The organism is Staphylococcus intermedius NCTC 11048 (genome assembly GCF_002902385.1).
Classification (GTDB): domain Bacteria; phylum Bacillota; class Bacilli; order Staphylococcales; family Staphylococcaceae; genus Staphylococcus; species Staphylococcus intermedius.
The window spans coordinates 1-14,686 of record NZ_PPQH01000038.1 but is presented as its reverse complement, the minus strand read 5'-3'; the positions used below and the strand labels follow the sequence as shown (position 1 = coordinate 14,686).

At 36.3% G+C, this 14,686-nt stretch carries 13 protein-coding genes; 4 read left to right on the top strand and 9 right to left on the bottom strand.

The window, feature by feature from the left end:
• Positions 1-213: 213 nt before the first annotated feature.
• The gene (def, locus tag CD138_RS08470; protein WP_019169220.1) at positions 214-765 is read left to right on the top strand and encodes a peptide deformylase; all 552 of its coding nucleotides are present in this window, start codon (positions 214-216) and stop codon (positions 763-765) included.
• Positions 766-1,588: 823 nt separating this feature from the next.
• Here def and CD138_RS08465 read toward each other — a convergent pair.
• The gene (locus tag CD138_RS08465; RefSeq protein ID WP_019168249.1) at positions 1,589-1,861 is read right to left on the bottom strand and encodes a hypothetical protein; all 273 of its coding nucleotides are present in this window, start codon (positions 1,859-1,861) and stop codon (positions 1,589-1,591) included.
• 339 nt (positions 1,862-2,200) lie between these two features.
• Here CD138_RS08465 and CD138_RS08460 point away from each other — a divergent pair, with 339 nt between their 5' ends.
• Both CD138_RS08460 and rnjA read left to right on the top strand, forming a co-directional pair.
• Positions 2,201-2,416, top strand: coding sequence for a DNA-dependent RNA polymerase subunit epsilon (locus tag CD138_RS08460; RefSeq protein WP_019168250.1), 216 nt, complete (start codon positions 2,201-2,203; stop codon positions 2,414-2,416).
• Entirely contained in the window at positions 2,416-4,095 is a 1,680-nt protein-coding gene (gene rnjA, locus CD138_RS08455; RefSeq protein ID WP_019168251.1) for a ribonuclease J1, read from the top strand. The genes CD138_RS08460 and rnjA overlap by 1 nt, the downstream gene beginning before the upstream one ends.
• Positions 4,096-5,062: 967 nt before the next feature.
• Here rnjA and CD138_RS08450 read toward each other — a convergent pair.
• The 3 genes from CD138_RS08450 to CD138_RS08440 all read right to left on the bottom strand — a co-directional run bounded on the left by CD138_RS08450 (position 5,063) and on the right by CD138_RS08440 (position 8,233).
• Positions 5,063-5,722 carry a potassium channel family protein gene (locus CD138_RS08450; protein WP_014614257.1) on the bottom strand — a complete coding sequence of 220 codons (660 nt, stop codon included), beginning with the start codon at positions 5,720-5,722 and terminating at the stop codon, positions 5,063-5,065.
• 148 nt (positions 5,723-5,870) lie between these two features.
• A complete protein-coding gene (locus CD138_RS08445; RefSeq protein WP_019168253.1) occupies positions 5,871-6,890 on the bottom strand; it encodes a cytochrome d ubiquinol oxidase subunit II in 1,020 nt (339 codons plus the stop codon).
• Positions 6,890-8,233: a cytochrome ubiquinol oxidase subunit I gene (locus tag CD138_RS08440; protein WP_019168254.1), complete on the bottom strand. Its 1,344-nt coding sequence runs from the start codon at positions 8,231-8,233 to the stop codon at positions 6,890-6,892. Before CD138_RS08440 ends, CD138_RS08445 begins: the two co-directional genes overlap by 1 nt.
• Positions 8,234-8,435: 202 nt before the next feature.
• Between CD138_RS08440 and CD138_RS08435 the strand changes: the two genes are divergently transcribed.
• Complete coding sequence (locus tag CD138_RS08435) at positions 8,436-8,669, top strand: glutaredoxin family protein (RefSeq protein WP_019168255.1); 234 nt, start codon at positions 8,436-8,438, stop codon at positions 8,667-8,669.
• 318 nt (positions 8,670-8,987) lie between these two features.
• Here CD138_RS08435 and ptsP read toward each other — a convergent pair whose 3' ends face one another.
• The 5 genes from ptsP to auxA all read right to left on the bottom strand — a co-directional run bounded on the left by ptsP (position 8,988) and on the right by auxA (position 14,504).
• Positions 8,988-10,709, bottom strand: a complete 1,722-nt coding sequence (gene ptsP, locus CD138_RS08430) for a phosphoenolpyruvate--protein phosphotransferase (protein ID WP_019168256.1) — start codon at positions 10,707-10,709, stop codon at positions 8,988-8,990.
• The gene (locus CD138_RS08425; RefSeq protein WP_019165588.1) at positions 10,709-10,975 is read right to left on the bottom strand and encodes a phosphocarrier protein HPr; all 267 of its coding nucleotides are present in this window, start codon (positions 10,973-10,975) and stop codon (positions 10,709-10,711) included. The genes ptsP and CD138_RS08425 overlap by 1 nt, the downstream gene beginning before the upstream one ends.
• Before the next feature lie 163 nt (positions 10,976-11,138).
• On the bottom strand, positions 11,139-11,669 hold the full coding sequence (locus tag CD138_RS08420; protein WP_019168257.1) for a hypothetical protein: 531 nt from the start codon (positions 11,667-11,669) through the stop codon (positions 11,139-11,141).
• 61 nt (positions 11,670-11,730) lie between these two features.
• Positions 11,731-12,900, bottom strand: a complete 1,170-nt coding sequence (locus CD138_RS08415) for a class I SAM-dependent rRNA methyltransferase (protein WP_019168258.1) — start codon at positions 12,898-12,900, stop codon at positions 11,731-11,733.
• A gap of 269 nt (positions 12,901-13,169) precedes the next feature.
• Entirely contained in the window at positions 13,170-14,504 is a 1,335-nt protein-coding gene (gene auxA, locus CD138_RS08410; RefSeq protein WP_019168259.1) for a lipoteichoic acid stability factor AuxA, read from the bottom strand.
• Between the last annotated feature and the right edge of the window lie 182 nt (positions 14,505-14,686).

Below are 14,686 nucleotides of genomic sequence, written 5' to 3'. Positions count from 1 at the left end.
TTAATGAAATTAGCGCTATAATTCAAATATTCATTCGCACATTTTTAGTCCTGTTTCACATCATTCACCAACAAATGCACACCCCCACCTTTCGTAAGCGTATTGAAAGTAGATGTTAAAATTCTGTCTCTATACATTTTTATTTTGTAAGTTTTCGACTATCACTTTATGGAATTTTTTTGATATATTATTAAAATAAGGAAGGTGTCAAACATGTTAACAATGAAAGATATTATAAGAGATGGACATCCTACACTTCGCCAAAGAGCAAATGAAGTGGAGTTCCCATTAACTGAAGAAGAACGACAAACTTTATTAGATATGCAAACGTTTTTAAAAAATAGTCAAGACCCAGAAATTGCTGAAAAATATCAATTACGTAGTGGTGTTGGATTAGCGGCACCTCAAATTAATGTACCGAAACGCATGTTTGCGGTTTATTTACCTGATGATGGTGAAGGCCGTTCATATGATTTTGCTATTGTAAATCCAAAAATTGTGAGCCATAGTGTTCAAGATGCATACTTGCCAACAGGTGAAGGTTGCTTGAGTGTGGATGAGGATATTCCAGGCCTCGTTCATCGCCACTACCGCATCAAACTTAAAGGTTATGACATCGATGGCAATGAAATAAACTTACGCTTAAAAGGTTATGCAGCCATTGTCGTACAGCATGAATTGGATCATCTTAATGGCGTACTGTTTTACGATCATATCGACCAAGACCATCCATTGCAGCCTAAAAAAGGTGCGATGGAAGTTTAATATGAACAAAATGGATTAAGCAAATGATAAAGAAAACTAAGACCGGGACATGAAAATTTTGATTGTCTTACCTTGAAATATTTAACCCAATTCTTCTCATTGATAACCCTTTTAGATTTTCTTAATTGCTATCATGGACTTTATCTGATTTTACATTTCATATTTTTATTTTGCTTATCGTTTAGAGGGATTGGGACATTGAGTTATCTCAGTCTATGTCAATTGATGGATTTATATCCATTTTTGATGATAACATCGTCGAAAAATGAGAATGAATGAGACATAAAAAATTGATGATATGGATTGTATTCATTTCATTAACTTGCCCTCTGTTTCCTATATTTGGAGTGAGATTGCCTGAAGGCTGAGACTCCTGAGGGTATGCATACATACTGCTAACAGTTCCTTCTTTACTTTAATAGTGGATGATGTTTATCGCAGTAGCTGTCTGACTTCTCAATGCTGATGCTTTTGAGAAGTCTAGTCAGCCTTGCGGGGGCAGTACTACGAAATCTTTGTCGAACATGAGATTTCTGTACTGCTCCCAGAATCCACTAACGCCTCAACAAATGTAACAGTTTAATCATGCGTTAGTTAGTCGAAGGACCAGCCCCTAGGAAAGGGAAGCCATGAAGTCAATCAAACACACACTTCATAGCGAAAGGGCAAGTTTAACAAAAATATTGCATCAATAGCATCAAAAATTTTTATGTCCCCTCCCTTCTTTTTTCATTTGCACAATTTTAAGGTATAAAAATAGCGGTAAAGTTCATCCTTTGCCGCCATTTTTATGCTCTGATATCAATTCAAATCATCCGATACGTTACATAAACATGTCTCTACGTTGTTTGTAACGAATGCCTTCTTCATCCAATGCCTTTTTAAGTGTTTCAAATGTTTCAATATCCAAAATTTCAGGGTCATGATTATGTCTTTTAAAATAATGCGCTTCTTGCGTCGTCGTTTGAACTTCTTCATATTCAAAAAACATCGTTACTTCATTACGTCTTACTTCAAATTGAATTTCGTACAAAAACTTATCTTCCCGGTTTCGTTCATTTTTAACTTCTTCTAGTAATTGACTCGCATTTTTCATCTTCATCACCTATTTCGGGGAATTTTAAATGAGGTTGTATTCATTTAATTATAAGATACTCTTTAGTTTATCACATTCCACTTTATTTATTCGATCACATCATGTAAAATAAAACCAACTGGGCTGTGTGCGTGCAAGCCATACACTCAATCGAGAACGGAAATTTAATATCTGCTATACATATTGAATATGAGCAGTGAATGACTGGTGAATTGAATGATGTAGACATATTTAAAAATACATATTCGATTCATGTTTTTTATTTTCACTCTTCATTACAATAGTCCAAGCAAATCAATCAATTAAAGATAAGTGATCCAACTTAGGAGGAAAAAATATATGTCAATTTTTAAAGTTTTTTATCAACATAATCGCGATGAAGTCATCGTTCGTGAAAACACTCAAAGTATTTATGTTGAAGCACAATCAGAAGAACAAGTTCGTTGTTATTTAAAAGAACGCAACTACAATATTGAATTCATAACTAAATTAGAGGGCGCACATTTAGAGTATGAACAACAATCAGAACATTTTAATGTGGAGCGCGCACAATAATGAAACAACTTCAAAAAAATGAAGTTGGCATATACGCGTTAGGTGGTTTAGGTGAAGTCGGTAAAAACACTTATGCCATCGAGTATAAAGATGAAATTGTAATCATTGATGCAGGAATTAAATTCCCCGATGATAATTTACTTGGTATCGATTATGTCATTCCAGACTACACGTATCTTGAACAAAATCAAGATAAAATTGTAGGTTTAATTATCACACATGGTCACGAAGATCATATCGGTGGTGTGCCCTACCTGCTCAAAAAGATTAATGTACCGATCTACAGTGGTCCACTTGCACTCGGTTTAATTCGTAATAAATTAGAAGAACATCATTTATTACGTCAAGCAGAACTGATTGAAATCGATGAAGATACAGTCATTGACTCAAAACATTTTAAAATCAGTTTTTATTTGACGACACACAGTATTCCTGAAGCATACGGTGTGATTGTCGATACGCCTGAAGGTAAAATCGTGCATACCGGTGACTTTAAGTTTGACTTTACACCCGTCGGCGCACCAGCCAACATTGGTAAAATGGCGCAACTTGGTGATGAAGGCGTACTCTGCTTACTTTCTGACTCTACCAATTCACTTGTGCCAGACTTTACATTGAGTGAACGTGAAGTGGGTCAAAACGTAGATAAAATTTTCCGTAATTGTACAGGACGTATTATTTTTGCGACTTTCGCGTCAAACATTTATCGTGTTCAACAAGCAGTCGAAGCCGCAGTGAAATACAACCGTAAAATCGTGACGTTTGGTCGTTCGATGGAAAACAATATCAAAATTGGAACAGAGTTGGGGTACATTAAAGCACCCCCTGAAACATTCGTTGAACCAAACAAAATTAATAGCATTCCAAAACATGAATTATTAATTTTATGTACCGGCTCGCAAGGTGAACCGATGGCGGCGTTATCACGTATCGCAAATGGAACACATAAACAAATCAAAATCATACCTGAAGATACTGTTGTATTCAGTTCTTCACCTATCCCAGGTAATACGAAGAGCATTAACCGTACAATCAATGCATTGTATCAAGCGGGTGCTGAAGTCATTCATAGTAAGATTTCAAATATCCATACGTCTGGTCACGGTTCTCAAGGTGATCAACAGTTGATGTTACGCTTAATTAGACCGAAATACTTCTTACCTATTCACGGTGAGTATCGTATGCTCGTAGCACACGGTCAAACGGGTGTCGATTGTGGCGTGCCAGAAGAAAATGTCTTCATTCATGATATTGGTGACGTATTAGCATTGACACGCGACAGTGCACGTACAGCAGGTCGTATCCCATCAGGTAATGTGCTCGTCGATGGTAGCGGTATTGGTGATATCGGTAATGTTGTCATTCGCGACCGTAAGTTATTGTCTGAAGAAGGTCTAGTGATTGTCGTCGTCAGCATTGACTTTAACAAAAATCAATTGCTATCAGGCCCAGACATTATTTCACGCGGCTTTGTCTACATGCGTGAATCTGGTCAACTCATTTACGATGCACAAAAGAAAATTAAGCAAGATGTCATCTATAAATTGAATAACAATGAAAATATTCAATGGCATCAAGTGAAATCATCTATTATCGAAACATTGCAACCGTACTTGTTTGAGAAAACAGCACGTAAACCAATGATTTTACCTGTCATTATGAAAGTGAACGAAAAATAGATGTATCAATAAGGAAACGAGGATAAGATATAAAAATTTTTGATGCTATTGATATTGTCGTTTGTTTCACTTGCCCTATTCCAAACATTTTAGTTTTTGATTGCCCTCATGGCTTCGCATTCCTAGGGGCTGGCCCTTCAACTAACTAACGCTTGATTAAACTGTTACATTTGTTGAAGCGTTAGTGGATTTTCCGGACCAGCTCATCCCTCAGGAGTCTCAGCCTTCCGGGCAACCTTACATCAAATGTAGTCACTTAGGGCAAGTTGTTTAAATGAATAAACTCAATAGCATCTAATTATTTATGTCCAATACATTCTTATTTTTCGACGGTTTAATCTTAAGTCATAGATATTAGCCCATAAATAGAAACAGAGACTAGAAAAACATAATGTCTTCGTCTCTGTTTTTTTATGCGTAAGGACTGAAATGCGCGATGTTGTTCGTCCTATACTTGAGAGATTTTTTATCCATTTTCGCTAACTTTGTCGATTATTTATACAACAATCGATCGCTATTACCAACCATGCTTTTTGTCTTCTTTAATTTTATAATGTCGAAAAATTAAAGTGAGAATGAGCAGTATCCAAATTAATATGTGACCTAACCATTCAAAACCCATCGTAAAGTAAACAACAACAAAACTAATCAACACGAGGAACGTTACAAGTCTTATAAAGTTTATCACATTCATAGTAATCACCTTTTGTCAAAATATTCTTAAAATTTAAGGCGAAACATCACTCAAATCAGCGCTTTGGATAGTGGATGATCTGACTACAAATGGTTGGATGCCACATTTGTCATTATCAATTTACACTTTTTTAATCTCCCTGCTCACATCATAACGCATTAAAATAAAAAAGTACACTTAATTTTGCACATTACATTTATCTCTATCGCCTGTTTTACCACTCACGATGAACACAAAAAAGCGGAACAGTCTCCCCATTCCACTTCTCAATGATTAATGTGCCATTTTCTTTTCAAAACGTGTTAAATCATTATCGTGACCAATCATAATTAAAATATCATCAAATTCTAATCCCATATCTGGATCGGGTGCGACGATGATTTCCTTGCCTCTTTTAATCGCAATAATATTAATCCCAAACTTCGCACGTATATCTAAATCGATAAGTGTTTGTCCGGCCATCGTTTCACTCGCTTTAATTTCTACAATGGAGTGTTCATCAGAAAGCTCTAAATAATCGAGCACAGTTGCACTCGCCACATTATGTGCAATACGGCGACCCATGTCTCTTTCAGGATGCACAACTGTATCGGCACCAATTTTATTTAAAATTTTGGCGTGATAATCGTTTTGTGCTTTAGCCGTCACCTTTTTAACACCAAGCTCTTTAAGAATCAATGTTGTTAACGTGCTTGCTTGAATATTTTCTCCAATTGCCACGATGACGTGATCAAAATTTCGGATACCTAAACTTTTCATAACGGCTTCGTCAGTCGTATCAGCCACAACGGCATGTGTCGCAATATCACTATATTCATCGACACGGTTTTCATCTTTATCGATTGCCATGACATCCATATCCAATGCGTTCAATTCTCTTACAATACTACCGCCGAAGCGACCTAGACCAATGACTACATACTCTTTATCCATTTTTGGCCTCCTGAATTAAGTTAAATTAAAAATGTGGGCTCAAAGCATTCAGATGTCTAACATCCTATACTTTAAGCCACACACATATTCAATACTATTATCATATTACTACAAAACAGTTAATGATGCACCGTTTTACTGGCTTAGCTTATTTTTTACCACGAACGTATTCTTTATCAAATACGAACAATTTAAATATGAAAAAGAGTGAAGGTAATAATAACACTAAGCCACCGATAAAGGCGATGGTTAACACTAACGCCATACTATCATTTGTGACCGCGTCGTCAATATGCACGTACGGATATAAAATGTATGGCAACTTGCTTAATCCATATCCGAAAAAGGCTGTGCCCATTTGAATCACGACAAAAATGAAGGCAATGCCATGTGCTTTTTTTAAGAGTGTCAACACACCCGCAATGACAAAAGCGATGAAACTGATGATAAATAACCAGCCGTAATCAAACACCGCTGACATAAAATGTGCTTCATTTTGAATTCTTAATGATAAAAAGACAAACAATGACATCATGATCATTGGTGCGCCCCACATTAAAAACCATTTTCGCGTCAATAGATATGCCGGTTTATCGTTGGCACGGTGCGCATAAAATGTTAAAAATCCTGATGAAATGTAAAGCACAGACACAATGGCTAACAGGACGACTGCCCATCCGAATGGACTTAATAGTAATTCTGTCCAATTCAAATCAATTTTTCCAGAAGCTGATTCAGTGATATAACCACCTTCAGAAATCGTTAATGCTGTTGAGAGTGATGCAGGAATCAGTAATCCCGATACCGCATATAACATGAGCCAAGACAACTTACTATCTTGACCATAGTTTTCGAAAGCGTAAAAAGCCCCTCGAATTGATAGTAAAATCAGCGCGATCGAACCTGGTACTAATAATACTGTGCCATAATAATATGCTGTGTCAGGGAAAAATCCGACAATACCTACAAAGAAAAAGACAAAAAATACGTTGGTCACTTCCCACACTGGGTTCAGATAACGTTGAATTAAGTTATTAATATAGTGCGATTGTCCAAATAATTTTGCATGTAATGAGAAAAATCCTGCGCCGAAATCAATCGAAGCGACGATGATATAACCAAATAAGAAAATCCAGAGTACTGTTATCCCTATTACTTCATAACTCATCATGCATCACCTCGTTGATTTAAACTTTCAATGTGCTGATAGGCCGGTTTATTTTTAAACATGCGCACAAGCACGTATGTGGCTGAGAATAACAGCACGAAATACAGCAATGCAAATAAAATCGTTACAAACACGAGTCCACTTGCATCGGTCGCGGCATCTTGTACTTTTAAATAGCCTCTCACAATCCAAGGTTGACGCCCAAGCTCCGTTAAGAACCAGCCAAATTCAATCGCTAACATGGCTGCTGGACCACATAACAATGTCGCATAGAGCAACCATTTATGATGTGGATTGAATCTTTTAACCCATAGCGCCACCACATAAGCTAACGATACCATAAAACAGAAAATACCAAAGAATACCATTAAATCAAAGAAGTAATGAACAATTAATGGTGGTAATTCATCTTCTGGGAATTCATTTAACCCTTTGACTTCTGTATCAAAACTTGAATCAGATAAAAAGCTCAACGCACCTGGAATATGAATGGCGCCCTTCACTTCTTGTGTTGATTCATCGAGTACACCGAATAACACGAGATCCGCTTGTGACTCTGTATTAAAATGCCACTCATATGCTGCAAGCTTCTCAGGTTGTTCTTGATGTAAAAACTTCGCTGATAAGTCCCCTGCTAACATTGATAACATTGAAAAAATGAGTCCTGCAATCATCGTCATCTTTAGTGCGGCTTGATGATAACGACGATCCTTTTCAATTTTGTTTTTAAGTAATTTAAACGCTGCTATACTTGCGAAAATAAATGCCATTGTCATGAGTGCCGTTGCAACAACATGAAATGATCTGACGAAAAATGACGCGTTAAACATCGCTGCTATTGGATCCACATTGACCATGCGCCCATTTTCAATGACCATACCGGCCGGCGTGTTCATAAACGAATTGACCGACGTAATAAAGAACGCTGAAAATGTACCTCCAATAATCACTGGAATACTAATCAAAAAGTGAATCCACTGATTTTTGAAACGATTCCATGTGTATAAATAAATACTTAAGAAAATCGCCTCAAAGAAAAACGCAAATGTTTCCATAAATAATGGTAAAGCAATGACGTGCCCACCTATTCGCATAAATGTAGGCCATAGTAATGATAATTGTAAACCTATAATGGTCCCTGTTACTACGCCTACTGCCACGGTAATCGTATATCCCTTAGCCCAACGTTGAGCTAATGCCATATATTGAGCACTTTTCTTTCGAATAGCGATAAACTCTGCCATCGCAAAGAAAAGTGGCATACCTACACCAATCGTTGCAAAAATAATGTGGACTGCAAGTGTCATTCCCGTCAAAAATCGACTAATGTCCACTGCATCCATTCCATGACCTCCTTCTCTATAATGAAAATGTCCCTTCATTATAAACAATGTGTAGGTCACATTTATATAATTATGTTCATTTTGACTTTGACAATTTAATGACATGACTAAAATTTGTCAATTTTGGAAAGCCAATTCAGTTGCATTTTATTGAAGTGTCGATTAACATATAACAACAATTGATAAGAAAGTAGGCGTCTCTATGTCTGAAGTTATTATTTATACACAAAATGAATGTCCACCCTGTTCATTCGTCAAACAATATCTTGAAAATCACAAGGTCCCATTTGAAGAACGAAACATTGCCAATTCAACGTATCGTAATGAAATGATTGATCGTGATGCTTTTTCAACACCTTTTATTCTGATTAATGATGAACCGATGTATCAAGTCGATTTAGATTTATTGAACAAAAAGCTAGGGATTCAAGCGTGACCCCATCGTTTGAATACTGTTCATTTGCGTAGATGGAGACACTTCCATAACATCCAATGGTGACGGCCCATTCATCATCATTTTTTGCTTTGTTTTAATATCATTAATCGATATATGTCCATAAGACTGGATGATATGCATTGAGAAGATAAAGGCTGAGTAAATTAACTCAGCCTTTTTGTTTTATTAATAAAATTTTAATCATACTATCTGATATATCCCCTTTAATTCCACAATAAATATGAAGTGAGATTTTTCAGTATAAAAAAGAGACTGAGTCACAAAACGGCATGACTCAATCTCTTTTGATATATTCAATTAAGCCTTTGTTGTTTTCTCTTTGACAAGGTCAACAACTTCATCAACAGTTGCACAATTTAATGCACGATCTGCTAATTGTACCATTTCAGTACGGCTTAAATCTTTAATTTGACGACGTGCTTTTAAGATAGAAGTCGCACTCATTGAGAACTCATCTAATCCTAAACCAATTAATAATGGAATTGCTGTTTCGTCACCAGCCATTTCACCACACATACCTGTCCATTTGCCCTCTTGGTGAGAAGCGTCAATCACTTGTTTAATTAAACGTAAGATTGATGGATTATATGGTTGGTAAAGATAAGATACACGTTCTGACATACGGTCTGCAGCCATTGTGTATTGAATTAAATCGTTTGTACCGATACTGAAGAAATCCACTTCTTTCGCAAATACATCTGCAAGTGCGGCTGTTGCAGGGATTTCAACCATGATACCTAATTCGATATCGTCGCTCACTTCTACGCCTTCTTGTTTCAAGTTTTCCTTTTCTTCAAGAAGTAACGCTTTCGCATCACGGAATTCTTGAATCGTTGCCACCATTGGGAACATAATATTCAATTTACCGTATGCTGAAGCTCTTAATAATGCACGTAATTGTGGACGGAAAATTTCAGGTTGATCTAAACATAAACGAATCGCACGGTAACCTAAGAATGGGTTCATTTCTTCAGGTAAGTTTAAATATGGAAGTTCTTTGTCGCCACCGATATCTAACGTACGTACGACAACGCGTTTACCTTCCATTGATTCAAGTACTTTTTTGTACGCTTCAAATTGTTCATCTTCAGTCGGCATGTTATCGCGACCCATATAAAGGAATTCAGTACGATATAAACCGATACCTTCTGCACCATTGTTGTGCACACCTTCTAAATCATTCGGTGTACCAATGTTTGCCGCAAGTTCTACTTCATGACCATCTAAAGTTTTTGATGGTTCATCACGTAATTGTTTCAACGCTTCACGATCTGCAAAGAAAGATTCACGCTTATGTTGATACGCTTTGATTTCATCATCTGACGGATTAACAATAACGTCCCCTGTTAAACCATCGACAATGACCATGTCCCCTTGTTGAACAGACTCTGAAATGGATTTTGTACCTACAACAGCAGGAATCTCTAATGAGCGACTCATAATTGCTGAATGTGAAGTACGGCCACCAATGTTCGTAACGAATCCTTGAACATATTGCTTATTTAACTGTGCAGTATCAGATGGCGTCAAGTCGTGAGCCACAATGATGACGCTTTCATCAATGATACTCGGATTTGGTAGTTCCACCCCTAAAATATGCGCTAATACACGCTTAGAAACGTCACGAATATCCGCTGCACGTTCCTTCATATATTCGTTGTCCATTGATTCAAAAATCGTAATGAAGCCTTGTGTTACTTCAGTTAATGCTTGAGGTGCACTCGCACTTTCATTTTTAATTTTCTCTTCAATTGGTTGAATTAATTCAGGATCATCTAAAACGAGTAAATGTGCGTCAAAGATAGCCGCTTTATCCGCACCTAATTGTTCCTCTGCATGATTACGAATTTTCGTTAATTCAATTTTAGAGTTGTTAAGCGCCTCATTAAATTTTTGGACTTCCGCTTCCGGGTTGTCCGTTTTTTCGTTACTAAAACTTAAATCGGGTTCTACGAGCAGATACGCTTTGGCAATAGCAACACCATCAGAAGCTGCAATTCCCTTAATAATATTTGACATTATTTTGTTAATCCTTCTTTAGATAATACTTCAGTGATTGCGTCGATTGCGTCTTTTTCATCGCTACCGTCAGCATAAATTGTAATTTCTGCGTCTTTACCCACACCTAAGCTCATAACACCCATGATCGATTTTAAGTTAACTTTTTTACCGTTATACTCTAATTGAATATCTGAATCGAATTTTGAAGCTGTTTGAACAAGCATTGTTGCAGGACGTGCGTGAATACCTGTTTCGTCAATAATTACATATGATTGTTGTTCCATCTGTCATCTTACTCCTTCTACTTCTAGATTTACTAGCATAAATTATATTTAACTTCGCTACATAGCATTACATTACCAAATTCTATATTTAAATTCAATTCGTAAATGTCTAGACATCTCTTTTTTAACGGCATTCATAATGCTTTGTGAAATTTTTTACATGCTATAGTAATGATTTTACTACATTTTCGCATTTTTGAATATGGTCTTTGCCGACTTTAACCATAAAATAATAGCTAATAGATGCTGAAACGGCTTGTCCTACAATCGGAAACCAACGTGTCTGTTTCGCCGCTGTTCGTTTGGCAACATCACGTACGAAAACTTTCAACAAACCACTCGATACTTTTTTACCAATCAATTGGCTCCCTTGAATACCCGCTGCCATCAATATGCGGTTTTTCATGTCATCACTCATTTGATTTACTTGTTGATGATCTAAGCCGTATACTTTGTTCACATCTTCAATGACCTCACGCATCAATTTCATGTCCATTCCAAAATCAAATACAGGAATAGGTACAACCGTCGCACCTGATGAGAGCAATGCTTTCTTTCTCACAATCGATTCAGCACGATCACGTCTCGCACGCACATCCTGTTCAGTTGTTGGTAATGCATCTTTTTGATTCACCTTTTCAATACCTAGTACCTTATTCCCTACCGTTTCAGAAATTTTTTGTTTAAAATTCATCTTCCATACTCACCTCATTTTGAAACTTCTTCACCTCTATACCCCTTTTTTTAAAATTTTACTACTTTATCGTAATAAAAATGACTTTTAAATATTTTGACGGTTTATAGTGTGGATGTGTTTTAAAGTCCTTTGGTAAGCCCATCACTTCATTGATTTCATACGAAAGACCTTGTTTTTCAATCGTTTGTTTCACCGTATTCTTAAATGCTTTAAGAGGATAGGCACTATGATTTGTACTTAACACGAGACTGCCACCTGGGTTTAAAATACTGAGTGCCCCTTCAATTAACTTGTCATAATCTTTTGTCACAGAAAATGTTTTCTTTTTATTGCGCGCAAAACTCGGTGGATCAATGACAATCGTGTCGTAGCGTAAGCCATGTCGCAGTGCATATTTATAGTAATCAAATGTATCCATCACGTAGATATGTTGTGACTTCGGATCAATGCCATTCAAGCCAAAGTTCTCTTCAGTCAACTGACGTGAGCGATTGGCCAAGTCTACACTCGTCGTTTTGCTATCAGCTGTTGCGGCGATCACTGAAAATACCCCAGTGTAGCTAAATAAATTGAGTAATTGACGCCCTTTCGCGTAATAATCTCTTATTTTTTTGCGCACTTCTTTTTGGTCCAAGAAAATCCCCGTCATAGGACCATCATCAAGGTGTACATTGTAAAACGTGAAATTCTCTTCAACGACAATCGGAAATTCAGGTGCGCTACCGTCTACAAATCCGCCTTCAATAGTTTGATGTTTGAAACGTGTTTTTTCATAAATTGACGTATAATCAAAAATGTTTTGAATCGCACGTACAATCTGTTGACGAAAACGATAGATCCCCTCTGAGTACCATTGAATTAATAAGTGGCCATCATAGTTGTCAATCGTGAGACCACCCACGCCATCACCTTCACCATTAAATAAGCGAAATGCATTCGTTCCCTCAATTTGATAGTAATATTGACGGACTTCTAGCGCTTGTGTAAATAATTGTTCAAAAAATGCTTGATCAATGACTTCCTCTTCTTGATACGTCAATACCCAACCTAATCCTTTATGTTGACGTCCAACATAACAAGTCGCAATATACACGTGTGTAGACGTTAAGAGATGAAAGATATCCCCTTCTACTAACTGGTCATGGTGAAATAAATCCTCTTCCTCCACAAGTGGGTATTGATTAAAGTATTTTTCTTCTTTACCTTTATTTAAAATAGCTGTCTTCATTTTATCAGCCTTTCTTTTTATATCCTTAAATTGATTTTAACACGGATGAATTGACAAACAAACTTTCGTTACAATTTAAAATCAAGCAACAAACTATCATGCAGTTTGCTCACGACCTCTTTACAAAGCCAATACCGCACCTTTTCTTTAGTCATTCAAATCACATCGATCACTGTAACGGAACATCCATTTATAATGATATGGATGGAGCATATAAAAAGGACTAGGAAACGGTATTCCTAGCCCTATCAAAGGTATTGCATTATTGATTATTGTTGCTTTTCAACATAGATGTCCACAGGTTGTCTCAATTGTAAGACGAACGCCACTATAGCTGGTACTAACATGAGTACAAGGATCGGCGTAATGAAAATTGATAATAACAGTCCGTGGAACAAAATCACTAGATATTCCGTTAGTAATTTAAAGAATAAAATACTAATCATGAATAGTTGTAAATAATAATACTTCCCTCTTAACATTCTCACAACTGTTGTAAAAATAAAGACAATCGCAACAATGAGTAATAAAAGTAAGCTGACCCATTCATAAACGTATTGTGTTTGAGATAACTGCCAATCCCCTGACATAAATAACGCATTACGATTATTGAACTCTAACAAAATAAAGAATAACAAAATCACACCACAAGCAATCATGACATAGTTACGATTCAACCATTTCGGTTTAATTTTGAGGAATGTTGGAATATCGTCTTCCTCTAACTTAGCCCATGAAAACCATTTTTTGCCGATTGTGTCACGCTTTTGACGTAACTTTTCTAAATCAATACTACGGCGCGTACGATGTGAAATGTCATGGGTGAACTCAGCTGTACGATCTTGAAAGTCTCTAAAATGATTTTTAGACGTGTTCGTAAATTGATACTTTTTACTTCTTGAATACGCATTCGCTTCCCCAGTGATTTCTTCTTCAGTCACTGGTAATGAACGACGTAAAAAGAGGAAGTTCCATACTGCCATTTGACCGATTAACCATAGAACAACAAAAAATGTATTAATACTCAGCACATCAATTGAAGCAACATCTTTCGCTTCAATACGAGCATATAGCGCAATTTGCGTAATAATATAACAAATGCCATAACTGAATATAATCCATAAATAATGTTCTTTACGGTGCAATGGATTTAATTCGTCTTTGTATGCGATATATCCGATATGTACAAGAAATGGAAGAATAAATATAAATGCTGTCCAACCATAAACTTGAGACATAAAAATTAATGTCAGTACGAAGAAAATGATGCCGACTAATAAAAATAATATGGATATATCATAATCAAATCGTGTTGTATTCGTTAAAGTTCGACCAATAAAAATCATTAAAATTCCAAACAATAAAATGACAATACCGCTCGCAAGTGGAATGTCCCCAATATATTGACTCATGACTCGAATGATTTCATTAAAGAATGCCATAATAAAATCCCACAAATTGTCGATATTTGTGCTCGGTTGTTTGCCTGCTTTAAACTGTTGAATGAGTGGAATATTAATAAAGATAATGATGCTTAATAAAATTGAAAGTACACCGATAATATAGCTGTAAACCACTTCGGTGTATTTGTTTAACAACGACATCCTCTCACCTCAAAGCTATTATATATGAACTCTAGTCACCTGTCTTGATATTTCAAAAATATCGGTCTTCAGTATGACTTATACATTGAATACATAATACCATAATAAAACGGATTTATTTTCACTTTCAAATATCTTAATTATCCATTAGTTGCATTTACTATGTATTGATTCATTAAGTA

Bases quoted from the DNA above. Each gene is read 5' to 3' on its own strand.
- def (WP_019169220.1), top strand. From the start codon at position 214: ATGTTAACAATGAAAGATATTATAAGAGATGGACATCCTACACTTCGC.
- CD138_RS08465 (WP_019168249.1), bottom strand. From the start codon at position 1,861: ATGAAAAATGCGAGTCAATTACTAGAAGAAGTTAAAAATGAACGAAAC.
- CD138_RS08460 (WP_019168250.1), top strand. From the start codon at position 2,201: ATGTCAATTTTTAAAGTTTTTTATCAACATAATCGCGATGAAGTCATC.
- rnjA (WP_019168251.1), top strand. From the start codon at position 2,416: ATGAAACAACTTCAAAAAAATGAAGTTGGCATATACGCGTTAGGTGGT.
- CD138_RS08450 (WP_014614257.1), bottom strand. From the start codon at position 5,722: ATGGATAAAGAGTATGTAGTCATTGGTCTAGGTCGCTTCGGCGGTAGT.
- CD138_RS08445 (WP_019168253.1), bottom strand. From the start codon at position 6,890: ATGAGTTATGAAGTAATAGGGATAACAGTACTCTGGATTTTCTTATTT.
- CD138_RS08440 (WP_019168254.1), bottom strand. From the start codon at position 8,233: ATGGATGCAGTGGACATTAGTCGATTTTTGACGGGAATGACACTTGCA.
- CD138_RS08435 (WP_019168255.1), top strand. From the start codon at position 8,436: ATGTCTGAAGTTATTATTTATACACAAAATGAATGTCCACCCTGTTCA.
- ptsP (WP_019168256.1), bottom strand. From the start codon at position 10,709: ATGTCAAATATTATTAAGGGAATTGCAGCTTCTGATGGTGTTGCTATT.
- CD138_RS08425 (WP_019165588.1), bottom strand. From the start codon at position 10,975: ATGGAACAACAATCATATGTAATTATTGACGAAACAGGTATTCACGCA.
- CD138_RS08420 (WP_019168257.1), bottom strand. From the start codon at position 11,669: ATGAATTTTAAACAAAAAATTTCTGAAACGGTAGGGAATAAGGTACTA.
- CD138_RS08415 (WP_019168258.1), bottom strand. From the start codon at position 12,900: ATGAAGACAGCTATTTTAAATAAAGGTAAAGAAGAAAAATACTTTAAT.
- auxA (WP_019168259.1), bottom strand. From the start codon at position 14,504: ATGTCGTTGTTAAACAAATACACCGAAGTGGTTTACAGCTATATTATC.